The following is an 18,610-nucleotide window of genomic DNA, read 5'->3' as shown; positions in this document are numbered from 1 at the left end:
CCTGTTGGCCCCAGCAATTGCACATGTGCAGTCACAGCCGTACTCGATCGCGCCGCGATTACTTCCGGCGCAGGGCGGCGATACGCTCACCCAGTTGGTCAGCGGTGGCCAATGCCGTTGGCGGACCACCGCATTCGCGGCGCAACTCACCGTGGATCACACCGTGCGGCTTGCCGGTGCGATGGTGGTGCATGGCGACCAGGCTGTTGAGTTCGCGACGCAGCTCACCGAGCTTGTCCGCGGTCGCGACCCGCTCGGCGGCCGAGGCGACCTGCGGGCCAGGATCGGGCGTCGCCGCCTCACCGCGTTCGGCTAGCTGCTTGGATTGACGTTCCCGCAGCAGCGCCCGCATCTGCTCCGCATCCAATAGTCCGGGAATCCCGAGGTAGTCCGCCTCCTCCGCGCTGCCCGCGAAAGTGGCTGTGCCGAAGGAGGACCCGTCGTAGATCACCTGGTCGAGCTCGGCGTCGGCGGCTAGTGCGACGAAAGGCTTCTCGTCCTCGCCCGGCTCGTCCTTCTGCTTGTTCGCATCGATCAGCAGGGCGTCTTCGAGGCCGTTCTGCTCGCGGTGCGGCTTGCCGATAACGTGATCGCGCTGCAGCTCCAGCTGCGCGGCCAGATCGAGCAGCACCGGCACCGACGGCAGGAACACACTAGCGGTCTCGCCGGGCTTGCGCGCACGCACGAACCGGCCGATGGCCTGGGCGAAGTACAGCGGTGTCGAGGCACTGGTCGCGTAGACGCCGACCGCGAGGCGCGGCACGTCGACGCCCTCGGACACCATGCGCACCGCGACCATCCAGGGCTGTGTGTTCTTGCTGAATTCGGCGATCCGGTCCGAGGAGGACGGATCATCCGACAGCACCACCGCGGGCCGCTCGCCCGAAATATGTTCCAGCAGTTCGGCGTAATCGCGGGCCCGCTCCTGGTCGGTGGCGATCACCAGACCACCGGCATCGGGCATACCGGTCGCACGCAACTGGCGCAGCCGGGTATCCGCGGCGACCAGCACCTTCGACATCCAGTCGCCGGCCGGATCCAGGGCGGTGCGCCAGGCACGGGCGGTGTGTTCGGCGCTCAGCGGCTCACCGAGGCGGGCCGAATACTCTTCGCCCGCACTGTCGCGCCAGTGTGCCTCGCCGGAATACGCCAGGAAGACGACCGGTCGGACGACGCCGTCGGCCAATGCCTCGGCGTAGCCGTAGGAGTGGTCGGCACGCGAGCGCGGGAAACCGCCCTCATCGGGTTCATAGGTGACGAACGGGATCTGGCTGTCATCGCTGCGGAACGGGGTACCGGTCAGCGCGAGTCGGCGGGTGGCGTCACCGAAAGCCTCGGCGGTCGCATCACCCCAGGACTTCGCATCGCCAGCATGGTGGATCTCGTCCAGAATCACCAGGGTTCTGCGTCTTTCGGTGCGGACGCGGTGCCGCGCGGGATGCGAGGCGATCTGCGCGTAGGTGACCACGACGCCGTGATAGTCGCCGGAGGTCGCACCGGTCGCGTTGGAGAAGCGCGAATCCAGCTGAATGCCCACGCGGGCCGCGGATTGGGCCCACTGGTGTTTGAGGTGTTCGGTCGGGGCGACCACGGTGATCTGGTCGACGGTGCGGTCGGCCAGCAGTTCGGCCGCGACCCGCAGGGCGAAGGTGGTCTTACCCGCGCCCGGCGTCGCCACCGCGAGGAAGTCCCTCGGCTTGGTCGACAAGTACTTCATCAGGGCCCGGCGCTGCCAAGCGCGTAGCGAACCACCGGTGGAACCCGCGGCGCTCGATTTTTGCGAATCGCCCGGTGTTTCCGCTTCTCCCGCCACAGCGGCGCCACCCGACACAGTCACGCAGACGACCCTAGCTGTCTCCCATGGTGTGTCGCCAAACCGACGCGGCGTGGGCGACCGGCATCACACGCCGAGCCGTGCGCCACGCCGTATTCATCTGCTCCCCATCGACTCGATGCCATGGCAAACCGGAACAATATGCTCGGATGCGCGATGCTTGTAGGCATCATGACCGACGACAGTGCCCTACCGCACCCCTCGGGGACCGGCGACCAGCCGATCCACAGCGGCGGAGGCTGCGCGGAACCCACCGCGGCGACCTATATCCGCAGGGTCGCAACGCGGGTTGCGCGACAGGGTGGCAAACTCGTCGTGCGGGTGGCGGTGAAGTCGTGGGATGATTCGATCTTCGCCAAATCCGCGGCCGCGGCGTTCTGGCAGACGATGTCGCTGGCACCGCTGTTGCTCGGGGTGCTCGGCAGCCTCGGTTACGTCGGGGAATGGTTCGGACCCGACACCGTGCAGATCGTCCAGCAGAAGATCATCGCGTTCAGCCGGGACCTGTTCAGTACGAGTGTGGTGAGCGATCTGATCGAACCGACCGTCACCGATGTACTCAGTCGCGGACGCGCCGCCTTCGTCTCGGTGGGTTTCGTCATGTCGCTGTGGGCCGGATCCTCGGCGATGTCGACCTTCGTGGATTCGATAGTCGAGGCGCATGGGCAGCAGGATGCCCGGCATCCGGTCTGGCAGCGCATCTTCGCCTTGCTGCTGTATGTGCTGTTCCTTGTGGTCGCGGTGTTCCTATTGCCGCTGATCGCGCTGGGTCCGACACTGATCGGACGGGTGCTGCCGGACTCGTGGCGCGAACCCGGGCTGCGATTGATCGACTCGTTCTACTACCCGGGAGTCGGCCTGGTGCTGATCATCGGGCTCACCACGCTGTACAAGCTGGCGCTGCACAAATCGCTGCCGTGGCATCGCTTATTCGGCGGGGCGCTGGTCGCCGGCGTGTTCTTCATGGCCGCCAGTGAAGGGCTGCGCCGTTATCTGGCCTGGGTCACCAGGACCGGCGTCAGCTATGGCGCGCTCGCGACCCCGATCGCGTTCTTACTTTTCACGTTCTTCCTCGGCTTCGCGGTCATCCTCGGCGCGGAATTCAATGCCGCGGTGCAGGAATTTTGGCCCGCCCGCAGCACTCGCATCGATCAAGTGAAGGAATGGTTGTCCAACCAGTTGGGCGGGGACGACTCCGATACCGACCACGATGATCCGGGCACAGAGAAACCCCCGGAGGCTCAGCGGCCGACCGAGCAGACAGAGGACAACGGCGTCGGTGCCGCCCGGGCACGGCTCAGCGCGCCGGGCGGTTCGTCACCTTCTCAGCCCTTCCGCAAGCCGTCGTAGACCTTCTTGCACTCCGGGCAGACCGGCGAGCCGGGCTTCGCCGAGCGCGTCACGGGGAAGACCTCACCGCAGAGGGCGACCACATGGGTGCCCATGACGGCGCTCTCGGCGATCTTGTCCTTCTTCACGTAGTGGAAGAACTTCGGGGTGTCGTCGCCCGTCGTCTCGTCGGTGGTCGTATCCGGGCGAACCAGAGTGTCGGTACTCACGGATTCCATGATGCCGCATACTCGCCGGCTCGGCTGACGACGGTCGGTATTAATCCAGCTGACCAGGCCATGTGCGGTGTGCCCTCGACAGTGGAAGACTCAGGGTATGCAGCAGTACGGCGACACCCCCGACGCCGACGACATCGGCAGCGGTGATCGCCCGGACGTGACAATGCCGACGTCACCCCGCAAGACCACCGGCTACTTCCCCGGCAATGACGAGAAGCACCCGGTGCTGATCACCGAGGCCGCGCCGTCACTGGACGATCAGCACCGCTCCAGGGTCCGCCGCTACACCATCATCATGGCGTTCCGCATTCCCTGCCTGATCTTGGCAGCGATCGCCTACAGCGCTTTCAGCAATGCGCTGCTCTCGATCCTGATCATCGCGGCCTCGATTCCGTTGCCTTGGATCGCGGTCCTGATCGCGAATGACCGGCCGCCGCGCCGTAAGGACGAGCCCAGTCGCTGGGACCGGCCGCGTACGGCGATCGAATCGCGGCCGCACCGGGCTATCGACTCCTGAGGACGGTCTCGGGGCGAGGTTCGATGGCCGGCAGGTCAAAGACAAGCCGCCAGCCGAAGGCCGTGCAGAGGCTCGGGCACCAGAAATAACGCCACACACGGGCGCCGACACACCGATACCGAGCTGGACGAGCGATCACCATGCGCTGTGGAGTTACCCCTTCGAGAAGGCTCGCCACCAGCGCATTCCCGGGGGCCGGATTCAGGGGTGGCGGCGAATCCCTGCGGACATGAGTGCTGCGGCGGCGCAGAGCGCACCGGCGATGTACCAGGCGAGGTTGTAGGAGCCCTGGACGTCGCGGATGATGCCGGCGCCGGTGGCCGCTATGGCGGAGCCGATTTGGTGGGAGGCGAAGACCCAGCCGAAGGCGACGGGGCCGTCGGCGCCGAAGAGTTCGCGGCAGAGCATGACCGTGGGCGGGACGGTGGCGATCCAGTCCAGGCCGTAGAAAACGATGAACACCCACATGCTCGGCTGGGTGTCCGGGGCGAACAACGAGGGCAGGATCAGCAGCGACAGTCCGCGCAGTGTGTAGTAGCCCACCAGCAGGTAGCGGGGGTCGGCCCGGTCGGTGAGCCAGCCGGAGAAGATAGTCCCGGCCACATCGAAGATGCCAACCAGTGCCAGCAGGCCAGCGGCGGTGGTTGGCGGCATGCCGTGATCGTGTGCGGCGCTGACGAAGTGGGTGCCGACCAGGCCGTTGGTCGATGCGCCACAGATCGCGAATCCGCCCGCGAGCAGCCAGAATCCGGGACTGCGTGCGATCGTGGCCAAGACCGTCAGCGCGCGGGTCGCACCGCCGGTCGCCTGTACGCGCAGTCCCACCGTGCTGCCGGGTTCGGCACCGTACGCGGAAACGCCTGCGTCGCTGGGGAAGTCGCGGATGAACAGCAGGACCAGCGGCACCACCGCGAGCGCGACACCCGCGACGATCAGCGAGGGCACCCGCCAACCGTGTGCGTGTGCCACCGCGGATACCAGCGGCAGGAAGACCAGCTGCCCGGTAGCACCCGCCGCGGTGAGCACACCGGTCACCAGTCCGCGCTGGCGCACGAACCAGCGGCCGGTGATCGTCGCGACGAACGGCATGGACATCGATCCGACTCCGACCCCGACCAACAGACCCCAAGTCGCCACCAAATGCCAAGGCTGGGTCATGAACACGGTCAGTCCGCTACCCGCCGCGACGAGTACCAGGGCGCATGCCACCACCCGGCGGATACCGAATCGGTCCATCAGCGCCGCGGCGAACGGCGAGATCAGCCCGTACAACAGCAGGTTCAGCGAGACCGCCGCCCCGATGGTGCCGTGCGACCAGCCGAACTCCTCGTGCAGCGGATCCAGCAGCACACTCGGCACCGACCGGAACGCCGCCGCGCCCAAGAGCGCGATGAATCCAACACCGGCGACGATCCAGGCGGGATGCAGCCGCCTCGGCACGGAATCGACAAGTACCGGAGGCGTCTGCAGTTCAGTCACCCGCTGAGCGTGCCGGAATTTCGCCCGTCGAACGAGTGGCCGCAATGCCATAAACCGCCAAGATCGTGCCAGATACGACCGATCCGAAACCGGCTCGACAGCTTCGCGGGCGAACACCTACTCTGTGGCGGGGGTAGGAGACGGGAAGTCTCTCAACATCAGTGATGTGCGACACATCCGCGCCAACTTGGCGCGGGCGGCACCGAATCGCCGGAAGATGCGACAACTGCACGCCGATGGCGGCGCGGGAACTCCCGCCAGGAAACAGGAGAAAGCATGATTCGGTGGGTCTGGGCCTTCCTCGACCGCCCGACGCAACGTTTCGACGAATGCGCGACATTCTGGTCGACGATCACCGACACCCAACTCTCGCCGCGACGCGGTGAGAACGACGAATTCCTCACGCTCCTACCGGATCCCGCACTCTTCGCCGATGCGGGCGTCAAGATGCAAGCGGTGACCGGACTCGGCCGGGTGCACCTGGATCTCGACGTCGACGATGTCGCCGCCGCGGTCCGCGTCGCACTCGATCTCGACGCCGAACTGGTCGCCAACCACAAGCGCTACGCGGTGCTGCGCTCCCCAGGCGGTCAGATCTTCTGCTTCACCCCGAATGGTCGCGCGAAGGGCACTCCCGCCCCGGCCGTGCGCGCGCCTGAGGGCACTCTCACCCGCCTCGATCAGGTCTGCCTCGATATCGGCCCGACCGACTACGCCGCCGAAACCCGCTTCTGGACCACCCTCACCAACTGGGACCTGACGCAGGGCCGCCTGCCCGAATTCGCCCGGCTGCGCGCGAAGGAGCCGATGCCCGTCCAGCTTCTGCTGCAGCGCCTCGGCGAGGACCGGCCCGCCAGCGCGCACATCGACCTCGCCTCCGCCGATGTCGACGCCACTGCCGCATGGCACGAGTCCCTCGGCGCGACGCTGGTCGAGCGCCATGAACAGTGGATCGTCATGTCCGATCCGGCCGACGCGCCCTACTGCATTACCGGACGCGACCCGAACGGCGTCTGAGATCGAGCGCTGTCCATGTGACACGAGGAGCACGTTTCGGTTGCCGGTGTGTCGCGGTGGCAGAGTACCGGTGTGCCTACCAACCAGACGACCACCGGATCGCTGCTCACCGCGCTGTGCCCCGATCTTCGGGCCGCGCTGACCCGCGTCGGGTACAACGCCGACACCCTGCTCGAAGTGCTCGGCCCCGACGTGCACGCCGCCCTGGGCCGCTCCGAGCCGGTACCGGTGCGACGAGCCGCTCGTCGGGCTGGCACGCTCGGCACACTGATCCGCCTGTTGCTGCTCGGTGACGCACTGCCCGAACGCGAGGTCGCGGCCGCACTGGCACCGGTGGATATCGACCGTGCGGTGGCGGCCGGCCTGCTCACCCGTGACGTCGACGATGTGCGTGCTGCACTCGACCTTCGTCCGCTCGACGCGGGCGAAGGCACTCGCTGGATCCTGTCCGACCTCGACGATTCGATGTCGCGGCGCACCCTGACCGAGGATCATGTGCTCGGCGTCGGCCACGCGTCCCTCTCGCTGCTGCGCGCCACTCCGACTCGCCGCGTCGGTTCGGTTCTGGACTTGGGCACCGGCTGCGGCGTTCAGGCGGTCCACGCCGCCGCGTATGCGGACCGGGTGACCGCGACCGACGTGAATCCGCGCGCCCTGTGGTTGGCCGAGGCGACCGCGGCACTCAATGGGCTCGACATCGAACTGCTGCCTGGTTCCTGGTTCGAACCGGTGGCGGGTCGACGCTTCGACCAGGTGGTGGCCAATCCGCCTTTCGTCGTCGGACCAGCCCGCATAGAGCACACCTACCGCGACTCCGGGCTCGCCCTCGACGGCGCAAGCGAATTGGTGATCTCACAGGCCCCCAACGTGCTCGCCCCCGGTGGCACCGCCGCGATGCTCGCCGCCTGGGTGCATGTGGACGGCGAGGACTGGCGTCAGCGCGTCTCGTCATGGCTGCCCGCGCAGGGCGTGGATGCCTGGGTGGTCCAACGCGATGTCGCCGATCCGGCCCTCTATGTCGGAACATGGCTGCGTGACGCGGGTTTGGATCCGCGCGACCCGGCCGCACAGGCTCGCGCCGAACAATGGCTCGACGCCTTCAGCGCCGCCGATGTCGATGCCATCGGCTTCGGCTTCGTCTATCTGCACGCCATCGACGGTCCGACCGAACTGCTCGCCGAGGATCTGATGCATGGCTTCGACGATCCGCTCGGCGCCGAGGCCATCGCGTATTTCGAACGCTCGGCCTGGTTACGCCGCGCCGCCGCCGAGGAAAACCTCGTCTGGTCAACACGTTTCGTGGTCGATTCCGCGACCGCGCTGGAACGGGTCTATCTGCACGGCGAATTCGGTTGGCAGCAGCAGGTCGCGCGGTTGCACCGCGGGGACGGTCCACGCTGGCAGCATGAGGTGGACGAGTCCACCATCGCACTCGTCGCGGGAATGCGCGCCGAGGGCTTGCCGTTACAAGAGCTGATAGAACTGCTCGCGCTCGCCCACGGATCGGGCGAAATCACCGAGGAGTTCGCGGCCGACGCATTATCCGTGGTGGCCGGATTGGTTCGCCACGGTTTGGTGCGACCCGGGTAACGAAGCGGCAACCACTCCCGTCCCGCCCGACGCTTCGCGCACGGGTTGTTCCGACAGGGTGGGGTTCTCAGGAACTTCTCAGACGCAAGTGACGGAAACCGCAGTTCAGAGCGGTTTATCGGAGCAATAGCGGGGAACTTTCTACCTGTCGGGTCCGTTATTCGGAGTGAGACACCACCGACAGGAGGCAAGTCATGACAAGCCCCGCCACCACTCGTGTGCGCACCAGCGATTCGGACCTCGACGCCCAGAGCCCTGCAGCCGACCTGGTACGTGTGTACCTGAACGGGATCGGCCGTACCGCACTGCTCACGGCAGCCGACGAGGTCGAGCTGGCAAAGCGCATCGAGGCGGGCCTCTATGCGCAGCATCTGCTGGAGACCGGCAAGCGATTGTCGGCCACCCGCAAGCGCGATCTGGCCATCATCGTTCGCGAAGGCCAGTCGGCACGCTCGCATCTACTCGAAGCCAACCTCCGGCTCGTGGTCTCCCTCGCCAAGCGCTACACCGGCCGCGGTATGCCGCTGCTGGACCTGATCCAGGAGGGCAACCTCGGCTTGATCAGGGCAATGGAGAAGTTCGACTACTCCAAGGGATTCAAGTTCTCCACCTATGCCACCTGGTGGATTCGCCAGGCCATTACCCGCGGTATGGCCGATCAGAGCCGCACCATCCGCCTGCCCGTGCATCTGGTCGAGCAGGTCAACAAGCTGGCCAGGATCAAGCGCGAACTGCATCAGCAGCTCGGTCGCGAGGCAACCGATGCCGAACTCGCCAACGAGTCCGGTATTCCGGTCGACAAGATCTCGGATCTGCTGGACCACAGCCGCGACCCGGTAAGCCTGGATATGCCGGTCGGCAACGACGAAGAGGCCCCGCTGGGCGATTTCATCGAGGACTCCGAGGCGACCTCGGCCGAATCCGCCGTGATCGCCGGACTCCTGCACCACGATGTGCGCAGCGTGCTGGCCACCCTGGACGAGCGTGAGCAGCAGGTCATCCGGTTGCGCTTCGGCCTGGACGACGGCCAGCCGCGTACCCTCGACCAGATCGGCAAGCTCTTCGGACTCTCCCGCGAGCGTGTTCGTCAGATAGAGCGTGAGGTCATGTCGAAGCTGCGCAAGGGTGAGCGGGCCGATCGCCTGCGCGCCTACGCCAGCTGATCCCGCAATAACTCGTGCCGGTCAGCCCGGCACGTGCCCATGACGCCGGACTACTCCGAGGCCGGTCCGGCGTCCGGCTCGGTGACCCGGGACGGTCACCTCGAAACGCCGACCGGCGACCGCGCGTCCCGTCCCCTCCGGGTTCGCGCGAGCCGGTCGGCGAACCTCATTCAAGACCCCCGAGTCCATCGTCGACCGTGAGGTTCTGCGGTGTCAGTGCGAGTGCGGAGTTCTCGGCCAGCGCATCGGCAGAATCGCGAAATCCTCTCTCACGCGGCCGGTGCCGACGCTGGCCTGGACAAGTTGTGCGCTTGCCCCAGCGAGCGGCATCGCACGTCGAGTTGGCACGCCGCGCCCCGGATCGACATCCTTACACAGCAGGATCGGGTGAAAGTCGGTGTGTAGTAGAGGTTTACGAAGGTCGGGGTCTGGTGGCGAGTGAAGGCGAATCTCCCACACCTGTCGCCACGGATCACTCGCCACCGGCGCAGCAAACAGTCGACGCAGCGGGATGCCAGAAACCACGGCGGATACCGCTGAAATAGCTATCCGGCGGGAGCGAAGATATCTCCCCCTGCGCTGGCGTATCTGCGCGCTATGGCGGGCAGGTTGCTTCAGGTGTGAACCCGCTGGCGATTCGCACCGCTGACATGGGACTTCGATGCGCGCGTTGGTGGCAGATCGGCGCATTGGGTGACGGCGGGCTCGCATGGTCGGGGGCGGACGGGAGCTCAGCCGAGGCGGCGAGGGCCGGAGTCGAAGCGGCTGGGTTGGGGGCCGAAGCGGGCTCGGGCGTACAGGATTGCGGCGGCGTTGGCGGAGGCGAGGACGGGATCGAAGGATAGTTCTCGGATTTCGGGGAGGTCGTCGAAAAGGGCCGAGACGCGTTGGACGAGTTCGACCAGGGCGGGTTTATCGACGCGGGGACTGGCGGGGGTGCCGGAGAGGAGGGGGGCCGCCCGCGGGGCGTCGATGAGAGCGGTCGCTTCGTCGGCGGTGAGTGGGAGGGCGCGGTAGGCGCGGTCCCCGAGGAGTTCGATAATCATGCCGGAGAGTCCGAATTCGATGACCGAACCGAAGGACGGGTCGTCCTGCACCCGCAGCACACAGCCGACGCCAGGGCTGGCCATCTTCTGGATGTGCACGGCGGGATCACCGCATAGTTCCACCAGATGCGAATAGGCCTGCCGAACGGCCTCCGGACGCCACAGGTCCAATCGAACTCCGCTGAGATCCGGTCGCCGCCGCCACATTTCGCCGGTCGCCTTGGCCGCGACCGGATAGCCGAGTTCCTCGGCCGCAGCGACCGCCTCATCGGCGCTGCGGACCTCGCGGAATTCGACGACGTGAATTCCGTAGCAGTCCAATAGCTCGACGGATTCGAGGTCGGTGAGCCAACGCCCGTCGGATTCGCTCATCCAGCTCGCGACCAGCCGCTCAGCCCGTTCCGCGTCGATACCCGCCGGACGCACCACCGTAGACACCGGTTTCGTGCGCCACTGTGCGTACCGATGCGCCCTGGCCAGTGCCCGTGCGGCGCGCTCGGGATCCGGATAGGACGGTATCGAGCCACGCACCGCCGTACCGGCCGGACCACGCATGGCCAGCAGATTCGGAATCCCCTGCTCGGCAACGAAAGTGGTGAGAATAGGTTTCGCCGCATCGGGCACGGCCGCCGCGGCCTCGCGAATGGCATCGGCGAATCCGGCCATCGGCAGCGGCACCGGCGGCGCGAAAACCACGATGACCGCGTCGATCTCATCCGAGCGCAGCGCGGCGACCACCGCGTCCAGGTAGGCACCCGGCGTCGCGTCCGGCCCCAGGCTCACCGGATCGCCGGTCGACTCCTCGTCCACCCCGCGCTCGGTCGGGCGCGGGCGCCGAACGCCGTCGTACGGGACGGCGGCGGGTCGTCGAACCTCGAGCCCCTCACCGCGCGCGGCATCGACGGCCAGCCAGTTCAACGCCGCACTATTGCCGATCACTGCGACCCGCGGCCCCGCCGGCAGCGGCTGATAACCCAGCAGCGCCGCACAGTCGAACAGCTCCGAAATCGAATCAACCTGAACGATTCCCGACTGCGCGAACAGGTCACGCACAATGGATCGGTCCATATCACCGGTCGGCTGGGACCGCGCTGCCAAACGTCCACTGCTTACCGCGACGATCGGTTTACTCCGCGCGACCCGACGCGCGATCCGGGAGAATTTGCGCGGATTACCGAAGCTCTCCAGATACAGCAGGATCACATCGGTAGCCGAGTCGCTGTCCCAGTACTGCAGTAAGTCGTTGCCGGACACATCCGCGCGATTACCCGCCGAGACGAAGGTCGACAACCCGAGGTTGCGCGCGGCGGCCTCACCGAGGATGGCCGCACCCAACGGACCGGACTGACAGAAGAACCCTATGCGCCCGCGCCCGGGCAGCACCGAGGCCAGGGTCGCGTTCAATGCAACCGAGGCATCGGTATTGGCGATGCCGAGCGCACTCGGCCCGACCACCCGCATTCCGTGTCCGCGCGCCGCGGCGACCAACTCGTGTTCGGCAACCACACCATCCTCGCCGGTTTCTCCGAAGCCCGCGGTGAGCACCACCAATCCCTTGACACCCTTGGCCATACAGTCGTCCAGAACCGAGCTGATCGCCTCGGGTGGCACGGCGACCACCGCGAGATCCACTTCATCGGGAACATCGCGCACCGTCGGGTAGGCCCGTACCCCGCGCACCGATCGCCGATTCGGATTGACCGGGAACACCGGCCCCTGGAACACCCCGGACAACAAATTGGCCAAGATCACTCCGCCGACCCGGGCCGAGCCCATGGTGGCGCCGATCACCGCGACCGAACGCGGCGCGAGCAGATTACCGACACTGCGCGCCTCGGAAGCGCGCTCACGCGAATCCCGCACCGAGAGCAGGGCTTCGGTGGGATCGATGGCGAATTCCAGATGCAGTACCGAACCGTCCCTAGCGCGCTCCACTTGATAGCCCGCGTCGCGGAATACGGTGACCATCACAGTGTTCTCCGCGAGCACCTCCGCGACGAACGTTTCGATCTTGTTCTCCGCGGCCGCCCCCGCCAGATGTTCGAGCAGAATCGACCCGAGTCCGCGTCCCTGGTGTTCGTCGGCCACCACGAACGCGACTTCGGCGGCTCGGGCTCCGGTGCGGTCGGTCAGCAGTTCATAGCGGCCGACCGCGATGATCGCCTCACCGAGTACCAGCAGCAGTCCGACCCGGTCGTGGTGGTCGACGTGGGTGGAGCGGTACAGATCCTTGGGGGAAATGCGGGGGTACGGACCGAAGTAGCGCAGATATCGGGAACGATCCGATAGCGCCGCGTGGAATTCCTGCAGCCGCTCGGCATCATCGGGCGTGATCGGGCACAGTCGCACCACGCCGCCATCGGAGGCGAGCACATCGGCGAACCAGTGCTGCGGCGGCGGTGGCGGCACCGCGGGCGTGCTCGGGGAGTCCGGGACGGGCGGGGTTTCAGTCACGGGGGTCCTCCGGATCCAGGCCGAGCAACCCGAAGGTCGCTCGGCGCGTAGCCAATACGGCCGTATCGATTGCACGTTGCGCACGGTCGGTGCGCGCGTCTCCAGTTTCCCCGGTGCCGCCGGGACCATCCCATGGGCGGTAGGCGGTGTCACCACCGTCACTCATGGTGCGCGGTGGGTCTACGCTCGGCGCCGCGGATCGGATCATATCGATCCAGTCCTGTGGCACCGCGGTTTCCGGTGCGATAGTGCGATCCAGCGCGGTCGCCAGCAGGTGCGTCCAGGCACGCGGCACCACCCGCACCAGGCCGTAGCCACCGCCACCCACGGCGAGCCAACGGCCTTCGGCGTATTCGTCGGCGAGATCGCGCATCGCGATGAAGGCGGCGCGTTGGCCGTCGACGGTGAGTTCCATATCGGCCAGTGGGTCCTCACGATGGGTATCGACACCACATTGGCTGACCACGATCTGCGGGCGGAAGGCCGCCAGCGCACCGGGCACGATCGCGTGAAAGCCGCGCAGCCACTGAGGATCCCGGGTGCCCGGCAGGACCGCCAGATTGATCGCGGTGCCCTCGGCGGCGCCGTGGCCGGTCTCCTCCGGCCAACCGGTATTGGGCCACAGGGTGGCCGGATGCTGATGAATCGAGATCGTCAGCACCCGCGGGTCGCCGTAAAAGGCGCGCTGAACGCCGTCGCCGTGATGCACATCGACATCGATGTAGGCAATCCGATCGAATCCGTTGTCCAGCAGCCAGGAGATGGCCACAGCCGCATCGTTGTAAATGCAGAATCCGGCCGCCGAATCCGGCATCGCGTGATGCATGCCGCCGCCGATGCTCACCGCGCGGCGGGTCCGCCCCTGGGCGATTTCGCGTGCGGCGGTCAATGTGCCGCCGACGATCACCGAGGCCGCCTGATGCATCCCTGGGAATACCGGGTTGTCCGGTGAGCCGAGGCCGTACGGAGGTGCGAGCGGCGCACCCGCGGGCGGTGTGGCATGTTCGACGGCTTCGATGTAGTCCGCGGTGTGGATGCGTAGCAAATCGGACACTTCGGCCCGCTCGGGCACCAATCGCTCGACACCGTCGAGCAATCCGAGACTTTCCGTCAAGGCCATGGTGAACTGCAGGCGTGCCGGTTTCATGGGGTGCTCCGGCGTCCACGCGTAATCGAGGAAACGATCGGTCCAGACGACGGTTCCGGATCGCGCCTCGAGATCACCTTCGTCGAGCGGCGCGGACTGTTCGCCGTGCGGTGCAGTGGCCATGATCGCAACGCTACGCGGGAAGGTAACCGCCCCGTTGGACGTTCGTATGCAGTAGAAATACAAGCAAGAGCGAACACGGTGACAGGCCGTGCGCCGACAGGATTCCCACAGCGCAGTCACGGGTGTAGCGCGAGACCACGCGGCACGCGGGGGTGCCGACGTGCGTGGGTAGAATTCGTGCCGACGAAGGGGTAACAGGTGAAGGATCTGGTCGACACCACGGAGATGTATCTCCGTACCATCTACGACCTCGAGGAAGAGGGCGTGGTGCCCCTGCGTGCGCGCATCGCCGAGCGCCTCGAGCAGAGCGGCCCGACGGTCAGCCAGACCGTCGCCCGGATGGAACGCGACGGTCTGCTGCTTGTCGCCGGTGATCGCCATCTCGAACTGACCGAGAAGGGCCGCAGCATGGCGGTCGCGGTCATGCGCAAGCATCGCCTCGCAGAGCGGCTGCTCGTGGACATCATCGGGCTCGACTGGCAGAACGTGCACGCCGAGGCGTGCCGCTGGGAACACGTCATGAGTGAGGATGTCGAGCGGCGGCTGGTCGAGGTGCTCAACCACCCGACCACTTCCCCCTACGGCAACCCGATTCCGGGGCTGGACGAACTGGGCATCATCCCGTCGAGCGGCGCCGACGAGACCTTGGTGCGGCTGTCGGATCTGCCGCACGGACAGGTGCACGCGGTCGTGGTGCGTCGCCTCGCCGAGCACATCCAGACCGATCCCGAGGTCATCGGCCAGTTGCGGGAGGCGGGCGTGGTGCCCGACGCCCGTGTGACGGTGGAGACCAAGCCAGGTTCGGTGGTCATCACTGTGCCCGGTCACACTGCTTTCGAGCTCTCGGACGAAATGGCCCACGCCGTCCAGGTGAAGTTGGTCTGAGGCGTGAAACTTCTGGTCACGGGCGGCGCGGGCTATGTCGGTGGCGTCTGCGCGCAGGTTCTGCTCGAATCGGGGCACGAGGTGGTGGTGGTCGATGATCTGTCGACCGGCAATGCCGAAGGTGTGCCCACCGAGGCTCGGTTCGTCGAGGGTGACGTCGCAGTCGCCGCGCCCGAACTGCTCGAGGCCGAATCCTTCGACGGCGTTCTGCATTTCGCCGCGCAGTCGCTGGTCGGTGAGTCGGTGCTGCAGCCGGAGAAGTACTGGCACGGCAACGTTGTGAAGACACTCGAACTGCTGGAGGCGATGCGTCGCACCGAAACGCCGAGACTGGTCTTCTCCTCGACCGCTGCCGTATACGGCGAACCCGAACAGGTGCCTATCACCGAGGACGCGCCGACCCGGCCGACCAACCCCTACGGTGCCTCCAAGCTGGCCATCGACCACGCCATCACTTCCTATGCGATCGCGCACGGTTTGGCCGCGACCAGCCTGCGCTATTTCAACGTCGCGGGCGCCTACGGCGGCCTCGGCGAAAACCGGGTGGTGGAAACCCATCTGATCCCCCTCGTGCTTCAGGTCGCCCTCGGTCATCGCAAGGCGATCTCGGTCTTCGGCACCGACTGGCCCACGCCCGACGGCACCGCGGTCCGCGATTACATCCACATCCGCGATCTCGCCGATGCCCACCTGCTGGCCCTCGGCTCGGCGGAGTCCGGTACCCATCGCATCTTCAATCTCGGTAGCGGCACCGGTTTCTCGGTCCGCGAGGTGATTTCGGCCTGCGAGCGCGTCACCGGCCTGCCCATCGTCGCCGAGGACGCACCGCGCCGCGCCGGCGACCCGGCCACGCTGATCGCGTCCAGTGATCGCGCCATCACCGACCTCGGCTGGCAGCCCAAGCACAACGATCTCGACGAAATCGTCGCCGATACCTGGGAATTCCTGCGGGATCTCGGTCCGCTGGCACACAGCGCGAAGTAAGTCGGCTCACTATCGAGCGCGGTCACATGGTAGTGCTGTACTTGCCTCAACCACCATGTGACTCACCGCTGACCGCCCGAGCCTGGGTTCACCGAACAACCGGCCCCAGTTCGATCCCGAGGTCCGCGGCGATCCCGAGCCCGCAGTAGGCAAGGCGGCGCAGCGTATCCGGGCGCATCCCGGTGCGCAGGGAGATCTCCAGCAGACTCGCCATGGAGTGAGCAGGGTCGGCGTCTAGAGCCGCTTGCAACGCGATGCCTGCGAGCGGTCCGTCACCGCGGATGTATGCGCTGTAGCCGAGAAGTGTTGCGGCGTCGGCACGGTCGCTGCCCGTCAGCACACGTGTCAATGCCACCCACAGGGTTTCGGCTGGGGCGGCGTGAGCTCCGACCGCCAGTCCGAACAGTGAGTCGCGCACTGTCCGATCACGCAATGCCGCGGCCAGTTCCGCGTATTCGCGGGCGGCGAGGGCCACACCGGAGTCGATGTTGGCGATCTGCCACAGCATATGTTCCAGCGCCCGGCGGTGATATCCGTCGGGATCACCGCGCCGGACGGCGGCCGCATATCGCTCGTGCGCGAGTGCGCGGGCGCTGTCGAGATGGACCGCGACCTGTTGGGCCAGCTCATCATCCGGTGCGACCAGATCGGTGAGTTCCGAGCGGGTTCCCCGGATCGGCCGTCCTTCGAGCACATGTGCCACCGTCACCATCGACGTCGCCGGATCCGGCAGCGTCCCACGGTGGTTCGCATCCAGCAGACTCCACCATCGCTGCTCCGCCTCGATGGCGCGCACCGCCCAGGCGCCCTCGAGGTATACCTCGGCCCGCGCCAATCGCCGAGCGAACGCCGCGATGAGCGCGCCCCACGGCCCCGTACTCCCCGTCCCGTTTCGGCGCGTGCGTCGCGGTTCGCGCGCCCGGTCATCGACGATCACGGCGAGGACTTCCGTCGCCCCCTCCGCGGCACAGATATGCGAAACACACTCGGCATACGCCGCTGCGAGGCCGCGTCGACTACCACCCTCCTGATCCAAATCGAACCGCACCACCGCATCGATGATCGGACTCTGCTCCGCGTCGGTCGCACCGTGTAGCACCGCCACCACCAGCGACCGCTCCGGCACGAATCCGACCATGGCGGGCACCGCCACAATCAATTCACCGGGATCATCGACATGCAGCGAATCTCCCGAAACTCGATCCCCGAATTCCGGCGGCGGTTCCGCACAGATTCCCGGGCGCATCTCTTTTCCGAAACCACGTGTGCATTCCGGCGATCCGTCGTCGGCATCCGGGTCGAAGAAGGACATCGAATCGATTCGGGCCGAGACCTCGTCCACTGGCCATACGGGATATGCCTGCGCCCCAAGGCTATCGCCCGCTGGTTCAGCAAAACGCGCCGCATGGGTAACGTCAGTCGAATCCGCGATGTCATCTGGCTCGTCAACCTGTACCCCAGGGTCGGCTACGCCCGTGCCAGTACCGGGATGACCGGCGGCTCGATAGTCCCCCGGCTTGCCGGTATCCATGCCATGATCCGCACCAGCATCGCTACGGGGCCATATGGCATCAGACATCTCCGGTGGTTGGCCGATTCGCACCTCGCCGCCCGTGGCCAGACCGTCGCGAGGATGCTCGACATCGCGTAGGCCCGAGTCGCCGAAACGCGACGGGTGGGCCGAATTGCGGAGGTGAACGGCGGGGCTCGGGCAAAAACCGGCGCGCTGATATGCGCCATCACCTGGGTCGCCGAAGGCGGGAGCGGCGTTCGTGGAAGTCGTCATGCATCGAGAGTGCGCGCACCCACCTCGGAGCCCGAGACGCTGACCTGGGGATATCACGGGATCGAATTGCCCTGTGGAAAACACTTGGATTGTGGACGAATCCGGAACCAGAGACCAGAACGGCGGGGGTCATGTCGGTGCCACCTGCTACTGTCCGCCGCGAGCTCCAGCGGCCACTCGCTGGAACTTCCCCGCATTCATCCCTTCTCGACCTTCCGCACCGCCGTCGTGAACAGCTCGTCCAACGCCGCTGTATCCGGCCTCGCATCGCCGAATGTCATGTACGTCACCGTGACTCGCACATCGATGACCTGCCCGGTCAGCGTCTGCATCGACTGAGTCAACCCCGCGGCGCTCACCTGTGGCGCCACCATGCGACGCAGCGCGAGCGTGTCGTCGGCATCGATCGGCGGCGGCCGCTGCAATTCGGTGGTCACTATCGTTGTCGTCCCCGCCCGGCTCACGTGCACCTGCTGGCACTGCTTCAACTGTTCGCGCAACGCCGATAATGGCTGTCCGGTCCTGGTCAATTCCACGGTCAGCGTGGCGCGCGTCCGGTTGTCGGTACCCACCGCCATGGCCGTCTGATTCTGACCGAATTGCTGAGCGGGTGGGATACATCCCTCGGGTTGCACCGTCGCACCGCGCCCGACCCCGGTCAGATCCCCCGCCGCCTGCGCGGCCGCCTCCGACGACAACACCACGGCCTCGTATTCGGCCGGAAACTTCCCCGGATCGGGCAGCAGCGTCGAAAGCTCTGCCGCCACATGCCCGGTCACCGTACTCGGCCGGGAGCCGACCGGATGTCCGGTCACCGACGACGCGCAGCCGGCGAGCAGCACCGCACCCGCGGCGATGGGCACCCAACCCGAGACCCCGAATCCGCGTGGTCCGCTGCGCGTCGAATTCGGCACAGTCACCGCTCCACTGTGCCAAACTCCCCGTGCCCGCCCGCGATGCCACGCCGATTCTCGGAGTGAGGCGGGAATGCATGGGGTACCACCGATGTTGCCCTGT

The 18,610-nt window shown here is 66.6% G+C and carries 15 protein-coding genes; 8 read left to right on the top strand and 7 right to left on the bottom strand.

Annotation, left to right across the window (positions count from 1 at the left end):
• Window positions 1-58 precede the first annotated feature (58 nt).
• Window positions 59-1,717: a DEAD/DEAH box helicase gene (locus ACIBG0_RS02330; RefSeq protein ID WP_397030162.1), complete on the bottom strand. Its 1,659-nt coding sequence runs from the start codon at window positions 1,715-1,717 to the stop codon at window positions 59-61.
• A 288-nt stretch (window positions 1,718-2,005) separates the two neighbouring features.
• Between ACIBG0_RS02330 and ACIBG0_RS02325 the strand changes: the two genes are divergently transcribed.
• Window positions 2,006-3,184, top strand: coding sequence for a YihY/virulence factor BrkB family protein (locus ACIBG0_RS02325; RefSeq protein ID WP_397028476.1), 1,179 nt, complete (start codon window positions 2,006-2,008; stop codon window positions 3,182-3,184).
• Here the strand turns inward: ACIBG0_RS02325 and ACIBG0_RS02320 are convergent.
• Window positions 3,160-3,393 (bottom strand): DUF3039 domain-containing protein, encoded by a 234-nt coding sequence (locus ACIBG0_RS02320; protein ID WP_062989131.1) that lies wholly within the window; start codon window positions 3,391-3,393, stop codon window positions 3,160-3,162. The genes ACIBG0_RS02325 and ACIBG0_RS02320 overlap by 25 nt on opposite strands.
• Window positions 3,394-3,565: 172 nt before the next feature.
• On the opposite strand from ACIBG0_RS02320, the gene ACIBG0_RS02315 reads away from it, so the two are divergent.
• Window positions 3,566-3,919, top strand: a complete 354-nt coding sequence (locus tag ACIBG0_RS02315; RefSeq protein WP_397030160.1) for a DUF3099 domain-containing protein — start codon at window positions 3,566-3,568, stop codon at window positions 3,917-3,919.
• A 201-nt stretch (window positions 3,920-4,120) separates the two neighbouring features.
• On the opposite strand, the gene ACIBG0_RS02310 is transcribed toward ACIBG0_RS02315, so the two are convergent.
• Window positions 4,121-5,398 carry an MFS transporter gene (locus ACIBG0_RS02310; RefSeq protein WP_397028474.1) on the bottom strand — a complete coding sequence of 426 codons (1,278 nt, stop codon included), beginning with the start codon at window positions 5,396-5,398 and terminating at the stop codon, window positions 4,121-4,123.
• Between the two features lie 276 nt (window positions 5,399-5,674).
• Between ACIBG0_RS02310 and ACIBG0_RS02305 the strand changes: the two genes are divergently transcribed.
• The 3 genes from ACIBG0_RS02305 (at window position 5,675) to ACIBG0_RS02295 (ending at window position 9,168) form a co-directional block, all read left to right on the top strand.
• Window positions 5,675-6,415 (top strand): VOC family protein, encoded by a 741-nt coding sequence (locus ACIBG0_RS02305; protein WP_397028472.1) that lies wholly within the window; start codon window positions 5,675-5,677, stop codon window positions 6,413-6,415.
• 72 nt (window positions 6,416-6,487) lie between these two features.
• On the top strand, window positions 6,488-8,005 hold the full coding sequence (locus ACIBG0_RS02300; RefSeq protein ID WP_397028470.1) for a methyltransferase: 1,518 nt from the start codon (window positions 6,488-6,490) through the stop codon (window positions 8,003-8,005).
• A gap of 194 nt (window positions 8,006-8,199) precedes the next feature.
• Window positions 8,200-9,168, top strand: a complete 969-nt coding sequence (locus tag ACIBG0_RS02295) for a sigma-70 family RNA polymerase sigma factor (protein WP_397028468.1) — start codon at window positions 8,200-8,202, stop codon at window positions 9,166-9,168.
• A gap of 731 nt (window positions 9,169-9,899) precedes the next feature.
• Here the strand turns inward: ACIBG0_RS02295 and ACIBG0_RS02290 are convergent.
• Together ACIBG0_RS02290 and ACIBG0_RS02285 are read right to left on the bottom strand one after the other, a co-directional pair.
• Window positions 9,900-12,668, bottom strand: a complete 2,769-nt coding sequence (locus ACIBG0_RS02290) for a GNAT family N-acetyltransferase (RefSeq protein ID WP_397028466.1) — start codon at window positions 12,666-12,668, stop codon at window positions 9,900-9,902.
• Entirely contained in the window at window positions 12,661-13,938 is a 1,278-nt protein-coding gene (locus ACIBG0_RS02285) for an acetoin utilization protein AcuC (protein ID WP_397028464.1), read from the bottom strand. Before ACIBG0_RS02285 ends, ACIBG0_RS02290 begins: the two co-directional genes overlap by 8 nt.
• A gap of 198 nt (window positions 13,939-14,136) precedes the next feature.
• Between ACIBG0_RS02285 and ACIBG0_RS02280 the strand changes: the two genes are divergently transcribed.
• Window positions 14,137-14,823, top strand: a complete 687-nt coding sequence (locus ACIBG0_RS02280; RefSeq protein WP_397028463.1) for an iron dependent repressor, metal binding and dimerization domain protein — start codon at window positions 14,137-14,139, stop codon at window positions 14,821-14,823.
• Window positions 14,824-14,826: 3 nt separating this feature from the next.
• Entirely contained in the window at window positions 14,827-15,807 is a 981-nt protein-coding gene (gene galE, locus ACIBG0_RS02275; protein ID WP_397028462.1) for a UDP-glucose 4-epimerase GalE, read from the top strand.
• A gap of 88 nt (window positions 15,808-15,895) precedes the next feature.
• Here galE and ACIBG0_RS02270 read toward each other — a convergent pair whose 3' ends face one another.
• Window positions 15,896-17,149, bottom strand: coding sequence for a DUF4192 domain-containing protein (locus ACIBG0_RS02270; protein ID WP_397028461.1), 1,254 nt, complete (start codon window positions 17,147-17,149; stop codon window positions 15,896-15,898).
• 63 nt (window positions 17,150-17,212) lie between these two features.
• Here ACIBG0_RS02270 and ACIBG0_RS02265 point away from each other — a divergent pair, with 63 nt between their 5' ends.
• A complete protein-coding gene (locus tag ACIBG0_RS02265) occupies window positions 17,213-17,458 on the top strand; it encodes a hypothetical protein (RefSeq protein WP_397028459.1) in 246 nt (81 codons plus the stop codon).
• Window positions 17,459-17,790: 332 nt separating this feature from the next.
• On the opposite strand, the gene ACIBG0_RS02260 is transcribed toward ACIBG0_RS02265, so the two are convergent.
• Window positions 17,791-18,513, bottom strand: a complete 723-nt coding sequence (locus ACIBG0_RS02260) for a sensor domain-containing protein (RefSeq protein WP_397028458.1) — start codon at window positions 18,511-18,513, stop codon at window positions 17,791-17,793.
• Between the last annotated feature and the right edge of the window lie 97 nt (window positions 18,514-18,610).

Origin of the sequence: Nocardia sp. NPDC050630 (assembly GCF_044457245.1) — a bacterium.
In the GTDB taxonomy this organism is placed as follows: Bacteria; Actinomycetota; Actinomycetes; order Mycobacteriales; family Mycobacteriaceae; genus Nocardia.
Note: the sequence above shows the minus strand (reverse complement) of the source record. Positions and strands in the feature narration are given on the sequence as shown.